The sequence below is a fragment of the Nocardioides islandensis genome (genome assembly GCF_015352455.1).
GTDB lineage: Bacteria > Actinomycetota > Actinomycetes > Propionibacteriales > Nocardioidaceae > Nocardioides > Nocardioides islandensis.
Genome location: NZ_JADKPN010000008.1, coordinates 99,692 through 119,065, shown reverse-complemented (window position 1 = coordinate 119,065; position 19,374 = coordinate 99,692). Strand labels below are relative to the sequence as shown.

Annotated in this window: 19 protein-coding genes; 11 read left to right on the top strand and 8 right to left on the bottom strand. The window is 71.0% G+C overall.

Annotated features, from left to right (window positions below; translation table 11 throughout):
- The first annotated feature begins 127 nt into the window (after positions 1 to 127).
- The 5 genes from ISU07_RS14135 (at position 128) to ISU07_RS14115 (ending at position 5,149) form a co-directional block, all read left to right on the top strand.
- Positions 128 to 895 (top strand): sugar isomerase domain-containing protein, encoded by a 768-nt coding sequence (locus tag ISU07_RS14135; protein ID WP_194707445.1) that lies wholly within the window; start codon positions 128 to 130, stop codon positions 893 to 895.
- Positions 896 to 925: 30 nt separating this feature from the next.
- Positions 926 to 2,341 carry an N-acetylglucosamine/diacetylchitobiose ABC transporter substrate-binding protein gene (ngcE, locus tag ISU07_RS14130; protein ID WP_323742614.1) on the top strand — a complete coding sequence of 472 codons (1,416 nt, stop codon included), beginning with the start codon at positions 926 to 928 and terminating at the stop codon, positions 2,339 to 2,341.
- Between the two features lie 92 nt (positions 2,342 to 2,433).
- Positions 2,434 to 3,336 carry a carbohydrate ABC transporter permease gene (locus tag ISU07_RS14125; protein WP_194707542.1) on the top strand — a complete coding sequence of 301 codons (903 nt, stop codon included), beginning with the start codon at positions 2,434 to 2,436 and terminating at the stop codon, positions 3,334 to 3,336.
- Positions 3,333 to 4,226, top strand: a complete 894-nt coding sequence (locus ISU07_RS14120; RefSeq protein ID WP_194707443.1) for a carbohydrate ABC transporter permease — start codon at positions 3,333 to 3,335, stop codon at positions 4,224 to 4,226. The genes ISU07_RS14125 and ISU07_RS14120 overlap by 4 nt, the downstream gene beginning before the upstream one ends.
- 2 nt (positions 4,227 to 4,228) lie before the next feature.
- A complete protein-coding gene (locus ISU07_RS14115; RefSeq protein WP_194707442.1) occupies positions 4,229 to 5,149 on the top strand; it encodes a MurR/RpiR family transcriptional regulator in 921 nt (306 codons plus the stop codon).
- Here ISU07_RS14115 and ISU07_RS14110 read toward each other — a convergent pair.
- Positions 5,146 to 6,132, bottom strand: coding sequence for an N-acetylglucosamine kinase (locus tag ISU07_RS14110; RefSeq protein ID WP_194707441.1), 987 nt, complete (start codon positions 6,130 to 6,132; stop codon positions 5,146 to 5,148). The two genes, ISU07_RS14115 and ISU07_RS14110, sit on opposite strands and share 4 nt — an antisense overlap.
- A 55-nt stretch (positions 6,133 to 6,187) precedes the next feature.
- On the opposite strand from ISU07_RS14110, the gene ISU07_RS14105 reads away from it, so the two are divergent.
- The gene (locus tag ISU07_RS14105) at positions 6,188 to 6,697 is read left to right on the top strand and encodes a YciI family protein (protein ID WP_194707440.1); all 510 of its coding nucleotides are present in this window, start codon (positions 6,188 to 6,190) and stop codon (positions 6,695 to 6,697) included.
- A 6-nt stretch (positions 6,698 to 6,703) separates the two neighbouring features.
- On the opposite strand, the gene ISU07_RS14100 is transcribed toward ISU07_RS14105, so the two are convergent.
- Positions 6,704 to 8,308 carry a glycoside hydrolase family 13 protein gene (locus ISU07_RS14100; RefSeq protein ID WP_323742613.1) on the bottom strand — a complete coding sequence of 535 codons (1,605 nt, stop codon included), beginning with the start codon at positions 8,306 to 8,308 and terminating at the stop codon, positions 6,704 to 6,706.
- 82 nt (positions 8,309 to 8,390) lie between these two features.
- Positions 8,391 to 9,710 carry an ABC transporter substrate-binding protein gene (locus ISU07_RS14095; RefSeq protein WP_194707439.1) on the bottom strand — a complete coding sequence of 440 codons (1,320 nt, stop codon included), beginning with the start codon at positions 9,708 to 9,710 and terminating at the stop codon, positions 8,391 to 8,393.
- 149 nt (positions 9,711 to 9,859) lie between these two features.
- Here ISU07_RS14095 and ISU07_RS14090 point away from each other — a divergent pair, with 149 nt between their 5' ends.
- The 3 genes from ISU07_RS14090 to ISU07_RS14080 all read left to right on the top strand — a co-directional run bounded on the left by ISU07_RS14090 (position 9,860) and on the right by ISU07_RS14080 (position 13,579).
- A complete protein-coding gene (locus ISU07_RS14090; RefSeq protein WP_323742612.1) occupies positions 9,860 to 10,906 on the top strand; it encodes a LacI family DNA-binding transcriptional regulator in 1,047 nt (348 codons plus the stop codon).
- A gap of 265 nt (positions 10,907 to 11,171) precedes the next feature.
- Positions 11,172 to 12,140, top strand: a complete 969-nt coding sequence (locus ISU07_RS14085) for an aldo/keto reductase (protein WP_194707438.1) — start codon at positions 11,172 to 11,174, stop codon at positions 12,138 to 12,140.
- Positions 12,137 to 13,579, top strand: a complete 1,443-nt coding sequence (locus ISU07_RS14080; protein ID WP_194707437.1) for a hypothetical protein — start codon at positions 12,137 to 12,139, stop codon at positions 13,577 to 13,579. The genes ISU07_RS14085 and ISU07_RS14080 overlap by 4 nt, the downstream gene beginning before the upstream one ends.
- Before the next feature lie 96 nt (positions 13,580 to 13,675).
- Here ISU07_RS14080 and ISU07_RS14075 read toward each other — a convergent pair whose 3' ends face one another.
- Entirely contained in the window at positions 13,676 to 14,338 is a 663-nt protein-coding gene (locus tag ISU07_RS14075) for a helix-turn-helix transcriptional regulator (protein ID WP_194707436.1), read from the bottom strand.
- Positions 14,339 to 14,426: 88 nt separating this feature from the next.
- Here ISU07_RS14075 and ISU07_RS14070 point away from each other — a divergent pair, with 88 nt between their 5' ends.
- Entirely contained in the window at positions 14,427 to 14,873 is a 447-nt protein-coding gene (locus ISU07_RS14070) for a DoxX family membrane protein (RefSeq protein ID WP_194707435.1), read from the top strand.
- Here ISU07_RS14070 and ISU07_RS14065 read toward each other — a convergent pair.
- The 4 genes from ISU07_RS14065 to ISU07_RS14050 all read right to left on the bottom strand — a co-directional run bounded on the left by ISU07_RS14065 (position 14,863) and on the right by ISU07_RS14050 (position 17,676).
- Positions 14,863 to 15,549, bottom strand: a complete 687-nt coding sequence (locus ISU07_RS14065; protein WP_194707434.1) for a calcium-binding protein — start codon at positions 15,547 to 15,549, stop codon at positions 14,863 to 14,865. The genes ISU07_RS14070 and ISU07_RS14065 overlap by 11 nt on opposite strands.
- A 99-nt stretch (positions 15,550 to 15,648) precedes the next feature.
- Positions 15,649 to 16,017 (bottom strand): hypothetical protein, encoded by a 369-nt coding sequence (locus tag ISU07_RS14060; protein ID WP_194707433.1) that lies wholly within the window; start codon positions 16,015 to 16,017, stop codon positions 15,649 to 15,651.
- Positions 16,014 to 17,408 carry a DUF4331 domain-containing protein gene (locus ISU07_RS14055; protein WP_194707432.1) on the bottom strand — a complete coding sequence of 465 codons (1,395 nt, stop codon included), beginning with the start codon at positions 17,406 to 17,408 and terminating at the stop codon, positions 16,014 to 16,016. Before ISU07_RS14055 ends, ISU07_RS14060 begins: the two co-directional genes overlap by 4 nt.
- 1 nt (position 17,409) lies before the next feature.
- Positions 17,410 to 17,676: a hypothetical protein gene (locus ISU07_RS14050; protein WP_194707431.1), complete on the bottom strand. Its 267-nt coding sequence runs from the start codon at positions 17,674 to 17,676 to the stop codon at positions 17,410 to 17,412.
- A 101-nt stretch (positions 17,677 to 17,777) separates the two neighbouring features.
- On the opposite strand from ISU07_RS14050, the gene ISU07_RS24050 reads away from it, so the two are divergent.
- Complete coding sequence (locus ISU07_RS24050) at positions 17,778 to 19,172, top strand: class I SAM-dependent methyltransferase (protein ID WP_323742611.1); 1,395 nt, start codon at positions 17,778 to 17,780, stop codon at positions 19,170 to 19,172.
- The last annotated feature ends 202 nt before the right edge of the window (positions 19,173 to 19,374 follow it).

Here is a 19,374-nt window from a genome sequence, read left to right as displayed (position 1 = left end):
GGGAGTCACCCCCTGGCGTCCCCTCCGGTCGTCTCGTCTGGGCAACAGTTCCGCGCGGCCTCTTGACACTGCCCCGTTCCGTTTGGTTGGTTCATGTTCCACGAACCTTCTGAATGGATCTTTCTGAATGGTTGATTCATCCCGTCAGCTCCTGCGTGAGGTGACCACGAGGCTGGACCGCCTCACGGACCTCGCCGACGCCGGCGGGCTGGACGCCGCCGTCGACCTGATGGCCACCGCGCTGGACAAGGGCGGGATCGTGCAGGCGTTCGGCACCGGACACTCCCAGGCCTTCGCCATGGAGATCGCCGGGCGTGCGGGCGGCCTCATCCCGACCAACAGCATCGCGCTGATCGACGTGGTGCTCTTCGGTGGGCGGGACCCGTCGGTCCTGGCCGACGGGGCGACGCTCGAGCGTGAGCCGGGCATCGTGGACGAGCTGTGGGCGACGATCCACCCGCACCCCGAGGACGTGTTCGTCATCGCCTCGAACTCCGGGGTGAACGGCTCGGTCGTGGGCATCGCGCTGGCCGCGAAGGAGCACGGTCACGCCGTCATCGCCGTCACCAGCCTCGAGCACACCGCCAGGGTCACGCCCAAGCACCCGAGCGGGGCCCGGCTGAGCGAGGTCGCGGACGTCGTGATCGACAACCTGGCGCCGTACGGCGACTCCACGCTCTCCCTCGAGGGAGGCGACGGCGACATCAAGGTCGGCGCCGTCTCGTCGATGACGGCGGCCTTCATCGCCCAACTGCTGACCCTCGGCGTCGCGGAGCGCATCGCGGCCGCGGGCGGCGTACCTCCGATCTACCTCTCCGCCAACATCCCTGCCGGGGACGAGCACAACCACCGGCTGGAGAACACCTATGGCGACCGGCTGCGACGCCACGCCTGAATGCACCACCTCACGAAAGGAACACGCAGAGTGAACACGACCAGGACCTACGACCGGCGCACCATCGTGAGGGGCGCGCTCGCTGCGGCGGCCGTCATCCCGCTGAGCAGCGCGCTGGCCGCCTGCGCCGGCAGCGGCAGCAAGAACGACAGCGACAAGGAGAGCCAGGGCGGCACCAAGAGCACCGACAACCCGTTCGGCATGGCCGACGGCGCCACCGTCGACGCGGTCATCTTCGACGGCGGGTACGGCACCGACTACGTGTCGTTCGCCGCGGCGATCATGCAGAAGAACTTCGCCGGCTCCTCGGTGAAGGTGTCGGCGACCACCGAGATCGCCCAGGAGCTGCAGCCCCGCTTCGTGGGCGGCGACCCGCCGGACCTGATCGACAACTCCGGCGAGAACGCGATCGGCTTCAGCACGATCCTCGACCAGCTCGAGGACCTCGGCGACGTCCTCGACGCCGACAACCTCGAGGGCACCCCGATCCGCGACACGCTCTTCGGGGGCGTGGAGGCGCCGGGCACCTTCGACGGGAAGCTCGCGGCGCTGAACTACGTGCTGACGGTGTACGCCGTCTGGTACTCCGCCAGCCTGTTCGACGACAACGGCTGGCAGCCGCCGCAGACCTGGGACGACGCGATCGCCCTGGGTGGCGAGGCCAAGAAGGCCGGCAAGTACCTCTTCCTCTGGGGCAAGGAGGCGGCGACGTACTACCAGACGCTGGCCATCGCCTCGGCGATCAAGGAGGGCGGCGACGAGGTCCGGCTGGCGCTGGAGAACCTCGACGCGGGCTGCTGGTCCCTCGACCCCGTCCAGGGCGTCTTCGAGGCGATGGGCGAGATCGTGTCGAAGGGCTACATGAAGCCCGGCGGCTCCGGCACCCAGTTCACCGCCGCGCAGGCCCAGTGGAGCAACAACCAGGACGCGCTGCTGTACCCGTCGGGCTCCTGGATCGAGAACGAGATGAAGGACCAGACCAAGAGCGGCTTCGAGATGACCGGGTTCCCCGAGATGACGCTCACGTCCGGCTCCGCCATGCCGTACACCGCGATGCACAGCACCGCGGGCGAGCCGTTCATCATCCCGTCGAACGCCAAGAACGTCGCGGGCGGCAAGGAGCTGCTCCGCACGATGCTGTCCCAGGAGGCCGCCACCAACTTCGCCAAGTCGAAGCTGGCGCCGACGATCGTCAAGGGCACCGTACCCGACGACGGCTTCGGCTCGACCGCCCTGGTGTCGCAGAGCAAGATGCTCACCGACGCCGGCTCGGACGTCTTCACCTGGGGCTTCGTCGACCTCTACGGTATGAACGTCGACCAGCTCGTCGTCTGGAACAGCTTCCTCGCGGGGGATGCGAGCGTGTCCGACCTGACATCGGGGCTGCAGAAGATCACCGACAAGATCCGGGACGACGACTCGATCAAGAAGATCAAGGTGACGTGACCGCTTCCACGCTCGTCCCCACCACGGACACCCCGAAGGCACCACCTCGCCGCGCCTCGCGGCGGCCCCTGACGTTCGACCGCGTGAGCTTCATGCTCGTGTTCCTCGGTCTGCCGTTGGCGCTCTTCGCGGTGTTCGTGGTGTGGCCGTTCGTCCAGGCCATCTACTACTCGATGACCGACTGGACGGGCTTCACACCCGACATGAGCTTCGTCGGCCTGGACAACTACCAGAAGCTGCTCCACGACGACGTCTTCATGAAGGCGGTGCGCAACAACCTCCTGCTGGCCGTCGTCGTCCCGCTGGTGACCGTGGTGCTGAGCTTCGCGCTCGCCACCATGATCACCGTGGGCGGGGCGTCGTACGGGCAGACGCGGGGACTGCGGTTCTCCAGCTTCTACCGGGTCATCTCGTTCTTCCCCTACACCGTCCCGGCGATCATCATCGGGCTGATCTGGGCGCAGATGTACGACCCGTCGAGCGGGCTCCTCAACGGACTGCTGACCGGGGTCGGCCTCGACCGGTTCGACTCGTTCCCCTGGCTCGGCGACACCACGACGGCCATGCCGGCCTCGATGTTCGTGATCATCTGGGGGTTCGTCGGCTTCTACATGGTGCTGTTCGTCGCCGCGATCAAGGGGATCCCGTCGGAGTTCTACGACGCGGCCCGGATCGACGGCGCGGGCCGGTTCCGCATCGCGTGGTCGATCACGATCCCGCTGATCCGCGACACGATCCAGACCGCCTACATCTACCTCGGCATCCTGGCCCTCGACGCGTTCGTCTACATGGCGGCCCTGAACCCCGGAGGCGGCCCGGCCAACTCGACCCTCGTGATGCCGCAGCGCCTGCTCGACACCGCGTTCGCCAAGGGCCAGTTCGGCCTCGCCAGCGCGATGGGCGTCGTGATGGCGATCGCGACCCTCGCCTTCGCCGCGATCGTCTTCACCGTGAACCGCCTGGTCGGCCGCCGCGAGAGGACGGTGGCCCGATGACCGCGACGACGACGGACACGTCCACCGCACGGGGCGCCGCGCCGGGCCCCGAGCGCGAGCCGGCCGGCGACAAGGTCGTCGCGACGGTCTCGCACGCGGTGCTCGGCCTGTGGAGCCTGCTGGTCATCGTGCCGCTGCTGTGGACCCTGATGTCGTCGTTCAAGACGAGCAGCGAGATCTTCGCCTCGCCGTTCGGGCTGCCCGAGCACTGGAACTTCGACAACTACGTCTCCGCGTGGACGACCCAGGGGATCGGGCGCTACTTCGTCAACACGGTCATCGTGGTGGGCAGCGCGCTCGTCATCGTGATGATCCTCGGGTCGATGTGCGCCTACGTGCTCGCCTGCTTCGAGTTCCGCGGGCGCCGCTTCATCTACTACTCGATGCTGGCCGGGCTGACCTTCCCGATCTTCATGGCCATCGTCCCGTTGTTCTTCGTGCTGAAGCAGATCGGCCTGCTGAACACCCTGCCGGGCCTGATCACGACGTACGTCGCGTTCGCGCTGCCCTTCACGGTCTTCTTCCTCTACCCGTTCTTCCGGGCCCTGCCCATGGAGATCTCGGAGGCGGCGGAGGTCGACGGGGCGGGCGAGTGGCGCAAGTTCTTCCAGGTGATGCTGCCGATGGCCGCGCCCGGCCTGGCCTCGGTCGCGATCTTCAACTTCCTGGGCCTGTGGAACCAGTTCCTGCTGCCGGTCGCGCTCAACACCAAGCGCGAGAACTACGTGCTCTCGCAGGGGATGGCGTCCTTCGCGTCGCAGGCCGGGTACAACGTCGACTACGGCCGGCTCTTCGCGGCCGTGGTCATCACCGTCGTCCCGGTGCTCGTGGTCTACACGATCTTCCAGCGCCAGCTGCAGGGGTCGGTCACGCAGGGGACGTCGAAGTAGCCATGACGAGCGCCCCCGAGACCGCGGCCAGGGTGTCCGACCCGGCCGATCTCACCGACCTGATCCGTACCGTCACGCCGCGGCTGACCGGCGCGCTCCGGGAGGTGGCCGAGACGGTCCTCGAGGACCCGGCCGAGGCCGCCCGGCTCTCCGCCGTGGCACTGGCCGCGCGGGCCGGTGTCTCGCAGGCGTCGGTGACGCGGTTCGCCCAGTCCCTCGGGCTCGCCAGCCATGCCGAGCTGCGGCTCGCGCTGGCCGAGCAGAAGGGCCGGTCGACCGCGTCCGGCGCGGTGGTGGACGTCGGCGTGCACATCCGCCCCGACCACTCGGTGCAGCAGGTCGTCGAGGTGGTGGCCAACTCCGACGTCCGCGCCATCACCCAGACCGTCAACCAGCTCGACTACGAGGCCCTCGACCTGGCGAGCCGGGCGATGGCCGTGGCCGGCCGCGTCGACGTGTACGGCATCGGCAGCTCGGCCAGCGTGGCCTACGAGCTGGAGACCCGGCTCTTCCGCATCGGCGTGCGCGTGCGGGCGTGGACCGAGGTGCACGAGGCGCTGACGTCCGCCTCGTTGCTGACGGCCGACGACGTCGCGATCGCGATCTCCCACTCGGGCGCGACCCGCGAGGTGGTGGAGCCGCTGCGGCTGGCCGCCGACCGGGGAGCGGTGACGGTCGGGCTGACCGGCGACCCGCGGTCCGCCGTCGCCGCCGCGTCCCGCCACTTCCTGCGGACGGCGGCCCTCGAGACGTCGTACCGCAACGGCAGCCTGGCCGCCCGGCACTCGCAGATGATGATCGCGGACTCGCTCTACATCCGGGTCGTGCAGCTGACCCCGGACCGCTCCGCCGCGTCGATGGCCCTCACCGAGCACATCTCGCCGTCCCACTCCGTGACGGCGCGACGCAGCCGGCCGCGCTAGCCGCTTCCTGGGTGGCGCAGGGCCGCCAGTGATCCCGCGATGCGATCGAACACGGCCCGGTCGACGGTGACACCTCGTCGGCGCAGGGCGAGGGTTGCGGCGCCGGCCACGCCGTCGGCGACCCGGACGACGGGTCCGGCGCCGCCACGCCGACGGAAGGCGGTCTCCACGGCGGAGGCGACGGCCTGCTGGTGGAGCAGCACGCTCCCGCCCATCACGAGGGGTCCCTCGACGTCGGCGCCGCGGACGCTGTCCAGGGTGTGCGCCAGGGCCTCCGAGGCCGCCGCGACGATGGCGGCTGCCGTCGGGTCGTCTCCGGCCGTGAAGGCGAGGGGCGCGAGGCGGGCCAGGCGGACCGGGAGGTCCGCGTACACGGCCTCGACCAGCCGGGCCAGGGGTCGTTCGTCGGAGTCGATCCCGAGCTGCGCCAGCACGAGCGGGGTCAGCGTCGTCGACGGTCCTCGGCCGTCCAGGTCCGCGACCACGGCCTGCGCGACCCGATGGCCGATCCAGAACCCGGACCCCTCGTCGCCGAGCAGCCATCCGGTCCCGTCGGAGGTGGCCTCGACCTCCCCGCCGCGCACCCGGATCGCTGCCGCCCCCGTACCGGCCACGAGGCCGTAGCCGTCGGGGTCGCTGGTCCCCGCGCAGTACATGGCGAGGATGTCGGACTCCACGAGGAACGGTGCGTGCACGCCGGCGGCCGCCAGTCCGGCGGTGATGGGTGCGTGTTCCGGCCCGTCGTCGGACCGCACGGACTTCGACCCCGCCATCGCGATCGCAGCGCCTCGGATCTCGCCGGGCTCCACCTCCGCCGACACGATCGCCTGGCGCACGGCCGCTCCCAACGCGAGCACGACGCTCTCCGGACCGCCGGAGATCGGGTTCCCGCTTCCCGCCGTACCCAGCCCGAGACAGGCCCCGGTGTCGTCCACCACCACCGCTCGGGTCGACGAACCTCCGGCGTCGACCGCGACCAGCACGGCCGGAGCCTACTAGCGGTGGGCGCGGTCCAGCTGTGGTGGCAGGGTGGCCGGTGTGCACGTCCTCGTCCTCGGCCGCGACGGTCCGCAGTTCGTGCACGAGGAGCATCCCCTGCACGAGGAGCACCAGGCCTACATGGACCGCTGGCTGCCCCGGCTCCTCGCCCGGGGCCCGCTCCTGAGCCCGGACGAGCACGAGGGGAGCGTGCACGTGGTCCGGGTCGACGACCCGCACATGGGCCACGCGTTCGCCTTCGAGGAACCGTTCGCGGCGGCAGGCTGGTACGCCGCGGTCACCGTGACGCCCTACCTCCCGCTGACCGACGGGACGATGTGGGACCGCCCGAGGGCACCGCGCGGGACGAGGTCGAGCTTCGTGACGGCGACGTCGACGCCTGGAGGGACGTACGACGACTGGGTCTTCGCCGGCTCGCTCCTCGACGCAGACGGACTCGTCGTGGGGTTCGCGGGAGCGCTCGACCTCACCGAGCACGAGGCGGCGGCCCGCGTGCCCGGGGCCGAGGTCAGCCGCTGGCGGCGGGGCGGCCGCGACCAAGAGGTCTGACCCGTCTCAGCCGACGTACCACGCCGCGGTGTCGGTGGGCAGGCGTCCATCAGGCGACCCCGGCTCGCTCCAGAGCGTCGGCGGACCCGGGAGGTCGACGGGCGTGGGCCCGAGGTTGACCACACAGCGCAGCCGATCACCGCGCCGGAAGTCGAGGACGCGGTCGGACGGGTCGCCTGCCCAGACGAGACCTGGCTCGTCGCGGAAACCGCGCCGCAGGCGAAGTGCCTCACGGTAGAGGTTCAAGACCGAGCCGGGGTCCCCGTCCTCGGCCTCGACGGTCAGGTCCGACCACGTGGCCGGCTGCGGCAGCCACGGTGCCCCCGGGCCGTCGGTGAAGCCGTACGGCGGGTGGTGGCCGGACCAGGGCAGCGGGACGCGGCACCCGTCGCGCCCCCGGGCCCGGCCGGCGGTACGTCGGTAGACCGGGTCCTGGAGCGCGTGCTCGGGGAGGTCCTCGACCTCGGCCAGGCCGAGCTCATCGCCCTGGTAGACGTAGACGCCGCCGGGCAGGGCGAAGGTGAGCAGGGCGGCCGCGCGGGCCCGACGGCGGCCGAGCACCGGGTCGGTGATGCCGCCGGTGCGGCCGAGGCGGGTGACCGGCCGGACCTCGTCGTGGCTGGACAGGGCCCAGGTGGCCGGTGCGCCGCTGGGCGCGAGGGAGGCCAGGGTGTCGTCGACGACGGACCGCAGCACCGTGGCGTCCCACGAGGCGTGCATGAACGTGAAGTTGAACGCCGTGTGCAGCTCGTCGGGGCGCACGTACCGGGCGAGCCGCTCCGGGTCCTTGACCACGGCCTCGGCCACGGTCACCTGCTCGCCGGGATGGTCGTCGATGACCCGGCGCCAGCGTCTGAAGATGTCGTGCACGCCGTCGGTGTCCCACTGCGGGTGGTCGGCCCATTCGCGCGGTGTCCACGCGACCTGGAGTGCCGGGTCGGCGTCCGGGAGACCCGCGGGCTTCGCCATCGCCGACGCGGCGTCGACGCGGAAGCCGTCCACACCCCTGTCCAGCCAGAACCGCAGCACCCCGTCGACATCCTCGGCCACCCGGGGCGAGCTCCAGTCGAGGTCGGGTTGCTCGGGGGCGAACGTGTGGAGGTACCACTGGCCGGGTGAGCCGTCGGGGTCGGTCGTCCTGGTCCAAGCGGAGCCCCCGAAGGCGCTGATCCAGTTCGTGGGCGGCTCTCCGCCCTCGGGGCCACGGCCGTCCCGGAAGAAGTACCGGGCCCGTGCGGGTGAGCCCGGTGCGGCGGCGAGGGCTTGCCGGAACCAGGGGTGCTGCTCGCTGGTGTGGTTGACCACCAGGTCGACCAGCACGCGGAGCCCGAGTGCGTGGGCCCGGTCGAGGAGCTCCTCGGCGTCGGCCAACGTGCCGAACCGTGGGTCGATGTCGCGGTGGTCGGTGACGTCGTACCCGCCGTCTGCCATGGGCGAGGGGTACCAAGGCGCGATCCACAGCGCATCCACCCCCAGCCCGGCGACGTACGGCAGCCGGTCGATCACGCCGCGCAGGTCCCCCTCACCGTCGCCGTTCCCGTCGGCGAAGCTGCGTGGGTAGATCTCGTAGATGGCCGCGTGCCGCCACCACGCCAGGTCCTGCGTGCTCACGTCCCACCCCCAGCTGATCCGGTGTCGCGGACGAGCCGTGTGGGGCGAGGCTCCCAGACCTCGCCCCACACGGTTCGTGATGTCAGCCGGCCGGCCAGCTGGCGTCGATGTTGGTCAGCGCCGTGTCGAGGTCCTCCTGCTCGGACACCCACGCCGTCATCTCGCGCCAGAAGCTGCCTGCTCCGACCTCGCCCGGCATCTGGTCCGACCCGTCGAACAGGAATGCCGTCGAGTCGTAGGCCACCTGTGCCATCTGGGCGGTGAGCGCGTCGGGGTACAGGCTGGTGTCGAAGTTCTTGTGGGGAGAGATGAAGCTGCTGATCGGCGCGGCCTCGAGACCGAGGTCAGGGTCAGCCAGCATCTTCATGACGGTCTTGGCGTTGTCCGAGTCGTCGAGCAGCACCGCGAGGTCACCGCCGCCCAGGGTCGGGTTGTCGCCGCCCTCCTCCAGGGGCGGGAACCCGAAGGCCCCGATGTCGTCAAGCGTCGTGCCGGCCCCCTCGACGATGAAGTTCGGGATGAAGCTGCCCTGCTTGAACAGCCAGCAGGACGGGCCGCCCGGGTCGAACATCGGGTAGCCGGCGTTGGCGAAGCCGGTGCTCGCGATCGCCTTGCGCCCGCCCAGCACGTTGCCGTCGGTGAACATGATCTTCTCGAAGGTCGCGGCCGCCTGGCGGACCAGGTCGGAGTCGAACGGGATCTCGTGTGAGACCCACTGGTTGTAGCCGTCGACGCCGCCGTACCTCATCACGAGATCCTCGAACCAGTCGGTGGCCGGCCATCCGGTGGCCGTGTCGGACTCCAGGCCCATGCACCAGGGCGTCCCGCCGTCCGCCTTGATCTGGTCGGTGAGGGCGAGGAGCTCGTCGAGGGTCTTGGGTGCCTGGTACCCAGCCTTCTCGAAGGCCGGCTTGTTGTAGAAGACGAGGCTCTTGACGTTCATCTGGACCAGGAGCCCGTAGAGCTTGTCGTCGAACGTGCCGACGTCGAGCGTGCCCGGGATCATCGTCTCGCCCAGGGCGGCGGTGTCGACGACGTCGTCCAGCGGGTACGCCGCGCCCAGGTCGACGATGTCGCCCACGACGCCGGGTTGGGGGATGAGCGCGATGTCCGGTTGGTCGCCGGCCTGCAGCTTGGTCATGATCAGCTGGTTGATGTTCTCGACCTTCTCGAACTTGATCGTGAGGCCGGCTTCCTTCGCGGCGGCGTCCAGGTGCTGCTGGAAGCCGTCGATGATGGGCTGGTCGACGCTGGCCCAGATCTTGATCGTGGTGCCGCCGGAGTCCCCGCCGCTGTCGCCCCCGCAGGCGGTCAGTGCGGCGGCGCCGAGCAAGGCGGCGGTGATCCCGAGAGCGGCCCGCCGGGCCGACGCGCGCGGGCCGCGTGGTCGTAGCTGGTTCATGCAGGGGCTCCATTCGTCACGGAGGTGTTGGAAACGTTTCCGAAACTGTGCCAGTCGACCGAGTCAACGTCAAGAGCTGCGCTCAATGTGAGGGGCAGATGGGCGCGTTGGAAACGCTTTCTGAGCCTCGCACCGTAGGATGAGCGATCGTGGCGAAGCGCACGAAGAACGACGAGCTGGCCCAGCTCGCCCGGAACGTCAACATGGCCGACGTCGCTCGGGCGGCCGGGGTGTCGATGGCCACCACGTCGCGGGCACTCAACGACCAGCCCGGCGTCGCGCCGGCGACGCGCGAGAGGGTCCTGGAGGTCGCGCGTCAGCACGCGTACGTCGTGTCGCCCGCCGCCTCGACCCTGTCCGGCGGCGCAACTCGTCGCATCGCCGTGGTGGTCCCCCACCTGAGTCGCTGGTTCTTCGGCGAGGTGCTCGAGGGCATCGACGCGACCCTGCGCGGTGCGGGCTACGACCTGATGCTCTACCGCGTGGGCGAGGGGGCCGACCGCGACTCGTTCTTCGAGCTGCTGCCCGCGCGCCGCAAGGTCGACGGTGTGCTCGTCGTCGGCATCCCGGCGAGCGAGGCGGAGCAGGAGCGGCTGACGACGATGGGCGTGCAGATCGTCGCCGCCGGCGGTCAGGTCGCGCCGTATCCCACGGTCAGCATCGACGACCACGGCGCCGGACGGCAGGCGGTCAACCACCTCGTGAACCTGGGTCACCGCCGGATCGCGATGATCGACGCCATCGACCCCAACGCCTCGCACTGGCCGGTCGCCGGCCGCGCGCTGGCATTCACCGAGGCCCGCGAGGAGCGGGACCTGGACCCGGATCCCGAGCTCTTCCAGCGGGTGCCGTGGTCGGCGCGGCACGGAGCCGAGGCGATGGCGGCACTCCTCGCCCTGGACGAGCCGCCGACCGCCGTGCTCGCGCACTCCGACGAGCTCGCGATCGGCGCCCTTCACACGATCCGACGCGCCGGCCTGGACACCCCCCGTGACATCTCGGTCGTGGGCATCGACGACCACCCCCTGTCGGAGGAGCTCGACCTCACCACGGTGAGACAGGACGTGCGGGAGCAGGGGCGCCTGGCCGCGCGCATGCTGCTCGACGGGCTGGCCGGTCTCGACCAGGCACCGTGGACCGTGCTGCCCACGCGTCTGGTCATCCGCGGTACCACGGGGCGGCCGCGACAGGGGTGAGGGGTGGCCGCCGTCGGCCGCCACCGCTCACACCCTGACCGAGCCATCAGCCCGTGATGCGGGCGCTCCTGAACGGACAACAGGGCGACGAGCAGCACCCGCGCGCGGGTGCTCGAGACGAGACGAGACATGAGCGGTTCCCTCGGACGATCGACGGCCGAGGACCCTCCGCCCCCGGTGAGGCCACGCTAGGGCGGCCGGGGTGCGACGAACCGTCAGCCGGGCGACACTTCTGGGCGCCGCCCGGTGCGGAAGGATGACGGGCATGGACTACACGCGTCTCGGTACCTCCGGGCTGAAGGTCAGCCGCATCGCGTTGGGTTGCATGAGCTTCGGCACCGGCGACGGCGCGCACGAGTGGGCGCTCGACGACGAGGCCGCCGCACCGGTCTTCCGTGCGGCGGTCGAGCACGGCGTCACCTTCTGGGACACCGCCAACGTCTACAGCGCCGGTACGTCGGAGGAGGTGACCGGCCGGGCGATCAAGGAGTACTCGCGGCGAGAGGACGTCGTGCTCGCGACCAAGGTGTTCTTCCGGATGCACGACGGCCCGGGCGGCTCCGGCCTGTCCCGCAAGGCCATCCTCGAGCAGGTCGACGCGTCCCTCACCCGTCTCGGCACCGACTACGTCGACCTCTACCAGATCCACCGCTTCGACCCCGAGACCCCGGTCGAGGAGACGATGGAGGCGCTGCACGACGTGGTGAAGGCAGGCAAGGCGCGGTACATCGGCGCCTCCTCCATGTGGGCCTGGCAGCTCGCCACCATGCAGCACGCCGCGGAGCTCAACGGCTGGACGCCGTTCGTCTCGATGCAGGACCAGTACTCCCTGCTCCAGCGCGAGGAGGAGCGCGAGATGTTCGGCCTGCTCGACCACCTCGGCGTCGCGAGCATCCCGTGGAGCCCGCTGGCCAAGGGCCGTCTCGCGCGTCCGTGGGGCGGCACGACCCAGCGCTCGGAGACCGACGCGTTGCAGCGGAGGTACGACGACGAGTCCAACCCGCCGATCGTCGGGGCCGTGCAGCAGGTCGCCGAGGCCCGCGGCGTCCCCATGGCCCAGGTCGCCCTCGCCTGGGTGCTCCGCAACCCGGTGGTGGCCGCGCCGATCGTCGGACCCACCAAGGTCGAGCACCTGACCGACGCGGTCGCCGCGGTCGACCTCGAGCTCACCGACGACGAGGCGGCGGCCCTCGAGGCACCGTACACGCCACGCCTGCCCTCCGGTTTCGCGTGACCACGCACGGCATCTCCTTCCCGGCGACCGAGGACGGCTCGCGGCCGACGACCTCGGTGGCGCGCAAGGTCGTGGCCGAAGCACTGCGTCCGGTCGACGCGCTCGGTGCGGACGCGGCCGAGCGCGAGACGGCCTGGCGCAGCCGGTACCTGCTGCACTTCCGGCGACTCGTCGAGGCGGGTCTGCCGAGCCCCGACGCGTGGTGCGCGATCGCGGACGCCGGCCTGGACGCCGTACGCCGCCGCCTCGTCGTCGCGGCCGAGGGCGGTGACCGGCCGCTGTCCTCGCTGGCGTCGGCTCCGGCAGCCCGGTCGCTCGACACGCTGGAGGTGCGCGGGCAGGGGGAGCCGTTGACCGACCTGGTGCTGCCGTACCGCGGCCGGCGGCTGACCGGCGCTGTGCTGGACGCTCAGCTGGACGCGTGGGAGCGCGCCGGCGTCCTCGAGCCCTCGGCCGCCGCCGCCGTCCGCGAGGTCGCCGCGCACCCCGAGTGGCTGCGGCTCGAGGGCCGCACGGTTGGCGTGCTGGGCGCCGGCGCGGAGATGGGACCCCTCGGGCCGCTGCTGCGCTGGGGTGCCACGGTCGCGGCAGTCGACCTGCCGACGCCGGCGATCTGGGAGCGCGTGCTGGGCACGGCCCGGGCCGCCGCGGGCCGGCTGCTCGTGCCGGTCGTCCCGGGGACGGAGGACGCCGGGGTCGACCTGCTGGCCGAGGTACCGGAGACCAGCGACTGGCTCGCCGGCCTCGACGGGCGGCTGGTCGTCGGCAACTACCTCTACGCCGACGGCGGCACGCACGTCCGCGTCTCGCTGGCCGCCGACGCGCTGGCCTCGCGGGTGACCGCGGCCCGCCCGGACACCGCCCTGGCCTTCCTCGCCACTCCGACCGACGTGTTCGTGGTCCCGGGCGACGCGGTGGCGCACTCGGGGGCGGCGTACGACGCCCGCTCCGCCGGCAGCAAGCTCGTCGGCCGCCCGCTGCGCTGGGCGTCGCGCGGCCGGCTGCTGCACCGGCAGTACGCGCCGGGCGCCGACCCGGGCATCTCCGACTGCCTGGTCCCGCAGCAGGGCCCCAACTACGCGCTGGCCAAGCGGGTCCAGCGCTGGCGTGCCTGCACCGCCCGCCGCGACGGCCAGCAAGTGTCCTTCCACGTCGCGCCGTCGACCCGCACCCGTTCGGTGGTGAAGAACCGCGCCCTCGCCGCCGCCTTCGCCGGCGCCCACCGCTTCGGTGTGGAGGTCTTCGACCCCTCGACCTCCAACACCCTCATGGCCGCACTCCTGGTCCACGACCTGATGAGCGAGCACCCGGTGCACGCCCACCCCTGGATGGACGAGGCGTACGGCGCCGTCCACGGCGGCATCTGGCGCGCGCCGTACGAGCCCCGCAGCGCTCTCGGCCTCGCCGCGCTGCTGGGGTTCGCCAGCGTGCGGGGCTGATCGAGGACGCTGCCCGACCAGCGGTGCGTGAGTGTCGGTTTCCGCGGCCGAGACCGACCCTCACTCACCGGCGCGCGGGGCGAGCTCCGAGGTCGATCACGACGGACGCACCTTCACGCAGCACAGACCGTCCTCCGGCTCCAGCGAGGCGGCGCCCGGGCAGCCGAGGCCGTCGGCCACGCCCTGCACGAAGCGCTGGTTGACGCCGCAGACGAGGTCGGTGTGCTGGCGGGCGAGGGCGTCGAAGGGACAGTTGGCCAGGAGCAGGACGCCGTCGTCGAGGCGTGGCTCGTACCCCTGGGTGGCCAGCACGTCGGCCAGGCCGGCCAGCGAGGGCTCGGCCTGGGCCTCCCGCGCCAGCGCGGTGCCCTCGTCGCGGGCGCTCGCGGCGACGGCCTCGTCGAGGGAGGTGCCGGAGCCGGCGCGGTTCACGGCCGCGGCCAGGATGCTGCCGACCAGGTCGTAGCGGCGAGGCGGAAGGGAGACCGCGATCTCGGCGTCCACGCGGCGGTAGAGCTTGCTCGGCCGGCCGGCGCCGGGACCACGGCGGCCGCTCAGCCGGCGGTACTCGACCTCCAGCAGGCCGTCGGCCACCAAGCGGTCGAGGTGGTGGCTCACGTTGTGCCGGGCCAGACCCAGGGCCTCCACCGCCTGGTCGCGGGAGACCGCGTCCGGCTGGGCGACGACGTAGGCGTAGAGGGCGCGCCGGGTGTCGTCGGCGAGGGCGCCGATCCCCGTGACGCGGGCGCGCAGGTCCATGACGCGATTCTAAAAGAGATTGGTCTTGACACAAGAGGTGTGGGTTTCTAACGTCAATCAAGATCACTTTTAGAAATCGGAGGCACCCATGTCCACGAACCTCGACCGCCGCACCCCGGCCGGCGCGCTCGCCACCCTCGCCGGCCCGGACGCCGCGTTCTTCCTGCTGCGCACGGTCTTCACGATCGCGCCGATCGCGTTCGGGCTCGACAAGTTCACCCACCTGCTGACCGACTGGTCGCAGTACCTCGCCCCCTGGATCGACGACCTCGTGCCCGGGAACGCCGACCAGGCGATGTACGCCGTCGGCGTGGTCGAGGTCGTGGCCGGGCTGGTCGTCGCGTGGCGGCCGCGGTTCGGCGGGCTGCTCGTCGCGGCGTGGCTGGGCGGCATCATCCTCGACCTGGTCACGCTGGGCGACTACTACGACGTCGCCCTGCGCGACTTCGGCCTGCTCGTCGGCGCGCTCGCGCTCAGCGCCCTGGCCGCCGGTCGTGGCCAGGACGTGCTCCAGCGGGACCCGGCTAGTTCTTGATGACGACCTTGCAGTTGCGCAAGGCGTCGAGCGGGTCGCGGTGGCCGATGTAGACGATGACGCCGGGCGGGGCGGGGACGACGATCTGGTTGCAGAAGAAGTCGTCACGAACGCCGTCGTCGGTGGCGACGATCTTGTTCATGCCCTCCTCGCCGTACACCTCGTCGGCGCCGGGACCGGGGTAGATGACGTCGTCACCCTCGTCGCCGGTGATCGAGTCGTTGCCGTCGCCGCCGTAGATCCAGTCGTTGCCCTGGTCCCCGTCCAGCTCGTCGTCGCCGGGACCGCCGTACACGTGGTCGTTCCCGGTGCCACCCTGCGGGTGGTCGTTGCCGCCGCCGCCGTAGATCCAGTCGTTGCCGTCGTTGCCGTGCAGCCAGTCGTTGCCGTCCTCGCCGTACGCGGCGTCGTCACCGCTGCCGAGGCGGATGTAGTCGTCGCCGGCGAGGGCCAGGACGCGCTGGCCGTACCGCTTGGTGATGATCGTGTCGTTGCCCATGGTGCCCTGCACCACGGAACGCTTGGCCGTGCGCGCGTCGGACGCGTGCGCACCGGTCGTGTCGGTGACTGTCGTCGTCGCTCCGGAGAACGCGGGAACCGCGACGGCGGCCAGGCAGATCGTCTGGACCGTCGCGAGCGCAGCGAACAACCGGGCCCTTGGGGGGAGAGAACCCATGAGTGGAAGGTAACAAGAAGACGACGGCTCTGTCAGGCCGTCGCCCCAGGCCCACCCCCAGGGCTAGACAGTTCTACCCCGGGGGTGGGCCGGTGACTTTCAGGGTGTCGGCCACTCCACGAACGTGACCTGTCCGCCGGTGATCTCGGCGGTGAGGAGCACCTCGTGGGCGCCCTTGGCGTACAGCGCGTAGCTGCCCTCGCTGAGCTCGGGGAACACCAGCGACGGCTGCGTCCCGCCGGGCACGGGGCGGTCCACGACGGCGACGTGGGCGCGATGCGCATGGCCATGCCCGTGCGTGTGCCCGTGGGGGTGGACCACCTCCACGCCGTCGATCTCGATCTCCTGCCCGAGCATCGACGCCGGCATGGCGACCACGAGGGCGCCGATGTCACCGCCGATGTCGAGCAGCACCGAGCCCTGGCCGGCGTGCGGGTTCTCGTGCCCCATCTCTGCGGCGACGCTCATGACGCCTTCGTGGTCCCGGGCGCCGTCTGGTACCCGCCACCGGGCAGGCCGAGGAACGGGAAGCTGTCGGTCACGCCGGCGTTGGTGTTCGTCGTCCCGTCCGCGGCGGCGCTGGCGGCGCCGTCGGGCTTGAAGGACGGGTCGACCAGCGGGATGGTCAGGCCGGCCACGGCCCGCAGCGCGATGGTGACGACGTCGTCGTTGGGACGACGGCCGTTGGGCCAGCCCGCGGCGTCGCCGGCCACCAGGCCGAGGTCGTTCGGCTGGGCCGTCGGCGGGATCGCCACGTTGAGCCGGAGCATGTCCGCCTGGGTCGCGCCGGTGAAGTTCTGGAACCCGGGAACCACGCCCTTCGGGATGCCGGTGAGCAGCACCGCGTTGAGGTCGGCCCTGGGCTTGTCGTACTTCGCCAGGTTCGGGAACGCGCCGGGGTACAGCACGGGCAGCAGCCCTGCGAGCTCCGGCTTGTTCACGTACTTCGTGTAGCGCTTGTCGTCCCACGGCGGGCGGGCGTTCCACTCGTCCTTCTCGGCCATCGGCACGATGACCTCGTTGAACAGCGGGTTGGCCAGCCGGGAGACCTGCTCCCAGGGACCGTGGCCGACGTACTTGCCCTTGTCCTTGTCCCACATGCGGGACTTGCGGCGGCTGGCCGTCGCCCACACGCCGATGACGGCCTTCGGGCTGAGCGCGCTCTTCGGCTGGCTGCCGTCGCGGGTCAGCTGCTTGATCGGGATCTCGATCGCGATCGTGTGCACGTTGTAGGACTGCACCGAGTTGACGCCGTTCATGTTCGGCATCGAGATCAGGTGCGCCTCGTTGAGCGGACGTAGCGCCCCCAGGTCGAAGATCGAGCCCAGGTCGACGTGGAACGCGTCGGCACGCTGGCCGCAGAACACACGCGCGCCCTGCTTGACGGCGTGCACGGCCTCGCTCGAGAGCTTGGCGTAGTTCGGCGTCGAGCGGGGTCCGACGTTGACCGGCGGCGTGCGCAGGCCCTTGCCGAGGACGGTCTCCTTGCGGACCTTGTCGCCCTTCCAGTCGATCCGGGTCACGGTGTAGAACTGCGGCCGGTTCCAGTTCGGGCTGGCGATCGAGGTGATCGGGCCGGTGTTGTACAGGAAGGTCTTGTCGTTGCGGACCTTCGTGGAGAACTTGAACTGGAAGCTCACGTCGCGGGTCGCGTCGCCGCGGTTGTTGACGTGGATCTCGTACAGCACGTCGTCGCCGAACTCGTAGAAGTTCGGTCCGCCGTCGGGCTTCTGGAGCGGGATGAAGTTGGCGATCAGCGTCACGTGGTCGGGCCGGTCGGGGCTGACGAACGCGTAGGTGTCCGTGCCGTCGGCGACGGGGTCCTTGCTGATCTCGGGCGCTTCGCGGTGTGACGACATGTCAGCTACCTCCTGCCGCGTTGAGGATGCGCGCGGCCAGGTCTCGGTCGTGGACGACGATCTCCCTCTCGCCGACCATCAGGTGGACCCGGTCGCTGAAGTGGTGCTCGACGTACGCCACCACGGGCTGCTTGGCGCTGCCGGCGTCGCGGGTGGCCGCGGCGGGAGCCGCTGACGCCGATCCCGTCCCGGTCATCAGTCCGGCCGTCGTACCGGCCGCCCCGATCCCTGCCGCAGCGAGGAACTTCCTTCTGCTGGTGTCACTCATCTGGTCCTCCACATCGGGTTGCGCCCGTCGTCAGTGACGTACGCCACGAGAGGTTCGGACCACTGAGGACGACCGGATTGGTCGGCGGTTGAATGGGGCGGGTGCCCGACCCCTTGTTCGCCGACCGTCGGCTCGCCGTCGTCTACGACCCGCTGGACCCCGACCGCAGCGACCTCGAGGTGTACGCCGCGGTGGTCGACGAGCTCGGCGCCCGCACCGTCCTCGACCTCGGGTGCGGCACCGGCACGTTCGCGGTCATGCTGGCCGCCCGGGGACTGGACGTCACCGGCGTGGACCCGGCGGGCGCCTCGGTCGACGTCGCGCGTGGCAAGCCGGGGGCCGACCGCGTGCGCTGGGTGGTCGGCGAGATCGACGCCGTCGCGGACCTCCGCTTCGACCTGGTGACGATGACCGCCAACGTCGCCCAGGTGTTCGTGACCGACGAGGCGTGGCGGCACGTGCTCGAGACGGCGTGGTCCGTGCTGAACCCCGGTGGTCACCTCGTCTTCGAGACCCGCGACCCGGCCCGCGAGGCCTGGCTGGAGTGGACCAAGGAGGAGTCGTTCGCCGCGGCCGACGTCGACGGCCAGGGACACGTGGAGTCGTGGCACGAGACGACCGACGTCGACGGCGAGCTGGTCACCTTCCGGTCGACGCTGGTGTTCGAGGACGCCACGCTCACCTCCCAGTCGACGCTGCGCTTCCGCGACCGCGCCGGCATCGCCCGCGACCTCGAGGCTGCCGGCTTCGTCACGACGGACGTGCGCGACGCCCCCGACCGTCCCGGCTGCGAGCTGGTGTTCGTCGCGAACCGCCCCGACGAGTCGCTGGCCGCCAGCAAGGAACGGGCCTGGCGCGAGCTGGGCGTCATCGACGCGGCGTTGCTCAGCGGCCAGATCGACGAGGATGCCTGGCACGAGCGCGTGCTCGCCATCGTCGAGCCGGCGTACCTCGCCGCCGCCACGCCCCAGGGCCAGTCCGGTCACAGCGGGGACGACGCGCGGTGGGAGCACGCCCGTCGCCTCCTGCTTGACGCCGTCCCCGACGGCAGCGACCTGCTCGACGTCGGCTGCGCCAACGGCCACCTCATGGAGTCGTTGACCGTCTGGGCGGCCGCCGAGGGCAGGACGCTCGAGCCGTACGGCGTGGAGATCTCGGCCCGCCTCGCCGACCTGGCGCGGACGCGGCTACCCCAGTGGGCGGACCGGATCTGGACCGGCAACGCGATGACCTGGGTGCCCCCGCGCCAGTTCGCGGTGGTGCGCACCGGCCTGGACTACGTGCCGCCGCGCCGCCGGGCCGACTTCGTGGGCCGGCTGCTGGAGGACGTCGTCGCACCTGGCGGGAGGCTCGTCATCGGGGTGTACAACGAGGAGAAGGACCGCGACAACGTCGCAGACTCCTTGCGCGGCTGGGGTTTCGACGCCGCGGGCTCGACGTCTCGGGCCCACCGCGACCCGCGCGTCCGTTACAAGGTGGTCTGGGTCGACGCCTGAGGGCCAAGGTGGTCTAGTCAACCTGTGGCCGCTCCGCGAGCCTGAGAGAGCCGTCAGGGACTAGTCATATCGGGTCATTTCCGGACTCGGGCCACCCCAGGCATTGCCCCACCCGAGGACCCGGGCGTAGGACTGCCCGCTAAGCACAACACAACTCAGGTGTGCATGGGGTTCGGTCGTCATGACCGGGTCACGCTGTGGG

Excerpts from the sequence above, each read along its gene's own strand:
- ISU07_RS14135 (WP_194707445.1), top strand. The coding sequence starts at position 128 with ATGGTTGATTCATCCCGTCAGCTCCTGCGTGAGGTGACCACGAGGCTG.
- ISU07_RS14125 (WP_194707542.1), top strand. The coding sequence starts at position 2,434 with ATGCTCGTGTTCCTCGGTCTGCCGTTGGCGCTCTTCGCGGTGTTCGTG.
- ISU07_RS14120 (WP_194707443.1), top strand. The coding sequence starts at position 3,333 with ATGACCGCGACGACGACGGACACGTCCACCGCACGGGGCGCCGCGCCG.
- ISU07_RS14115 (WP_194707442.1), top strand. The coding sequence starts at position 4,229 with ATGACGAGCGCCCCCGAGACCGCGGCCAGGGTGTCCGACCCGGCCGAT.
- ISU07_RS14095 (WP_194707439.1), bottom strand. The coding sequence starts at position 9,710 with ATGAACCAGCTACGACCACGCGGCCCGCGCGCGTCGGCCCGGCGGGCC.
- ISU07_RS14085 (WP_194707438.1), top strand. The coding sequence starts at position 11,172 with ATGGACTACACGCGTCTCGGTACCTCCGGGCTGAAGGTCAGCCGCATC.
- ISU07_RS14075 (WP_194707436.1), bottom strand. The coding sequence starts at position 14,338 with ATGGACCTGCGCGCCCGCGTCACGGGGATCGGCGCCCTCGCCGACGAC.
- ISU07_RS14070 (WP_194707435.1), top strand. The coding sequence starts at position 14,427 with ATGTCCACGAACCTCGACCGCCGCACCCCGGCCGGCGCGCTCGCCACC.
- ISU07_RS14065 (WP_194707434.1), bottom strand. The coding sequence starts at position 15,549 with ATGGGTTCTCTCCCCCCAAGGGCCCGGTTGTTCGCTGCGCTCGCGACG.
- ISU07_RS14060 (WP_194707433.1), bottom strand. The coding sequence starts at position 16,017 with ATGAGCGTCGCCGCAGAGATGGGGCACGAGAACCCGCACGCCGGCCAG.
- ISU07_RS14055 (WP_194707432.1), bottom strand. The coding sequence starts at position 17,408 with ATGTCGTCACACCGCGAAGCGCCCGAGATCAGCAAGGACCCCGTCGCC.
- ISU07_RS14050 (WP_194707431.1), bottom strand. The coding sequence starts at position 17,676 with ATGAGTGACACCAGCAGAAGGAAGTTCCTCGCTGCGGCAGGGATCGGG.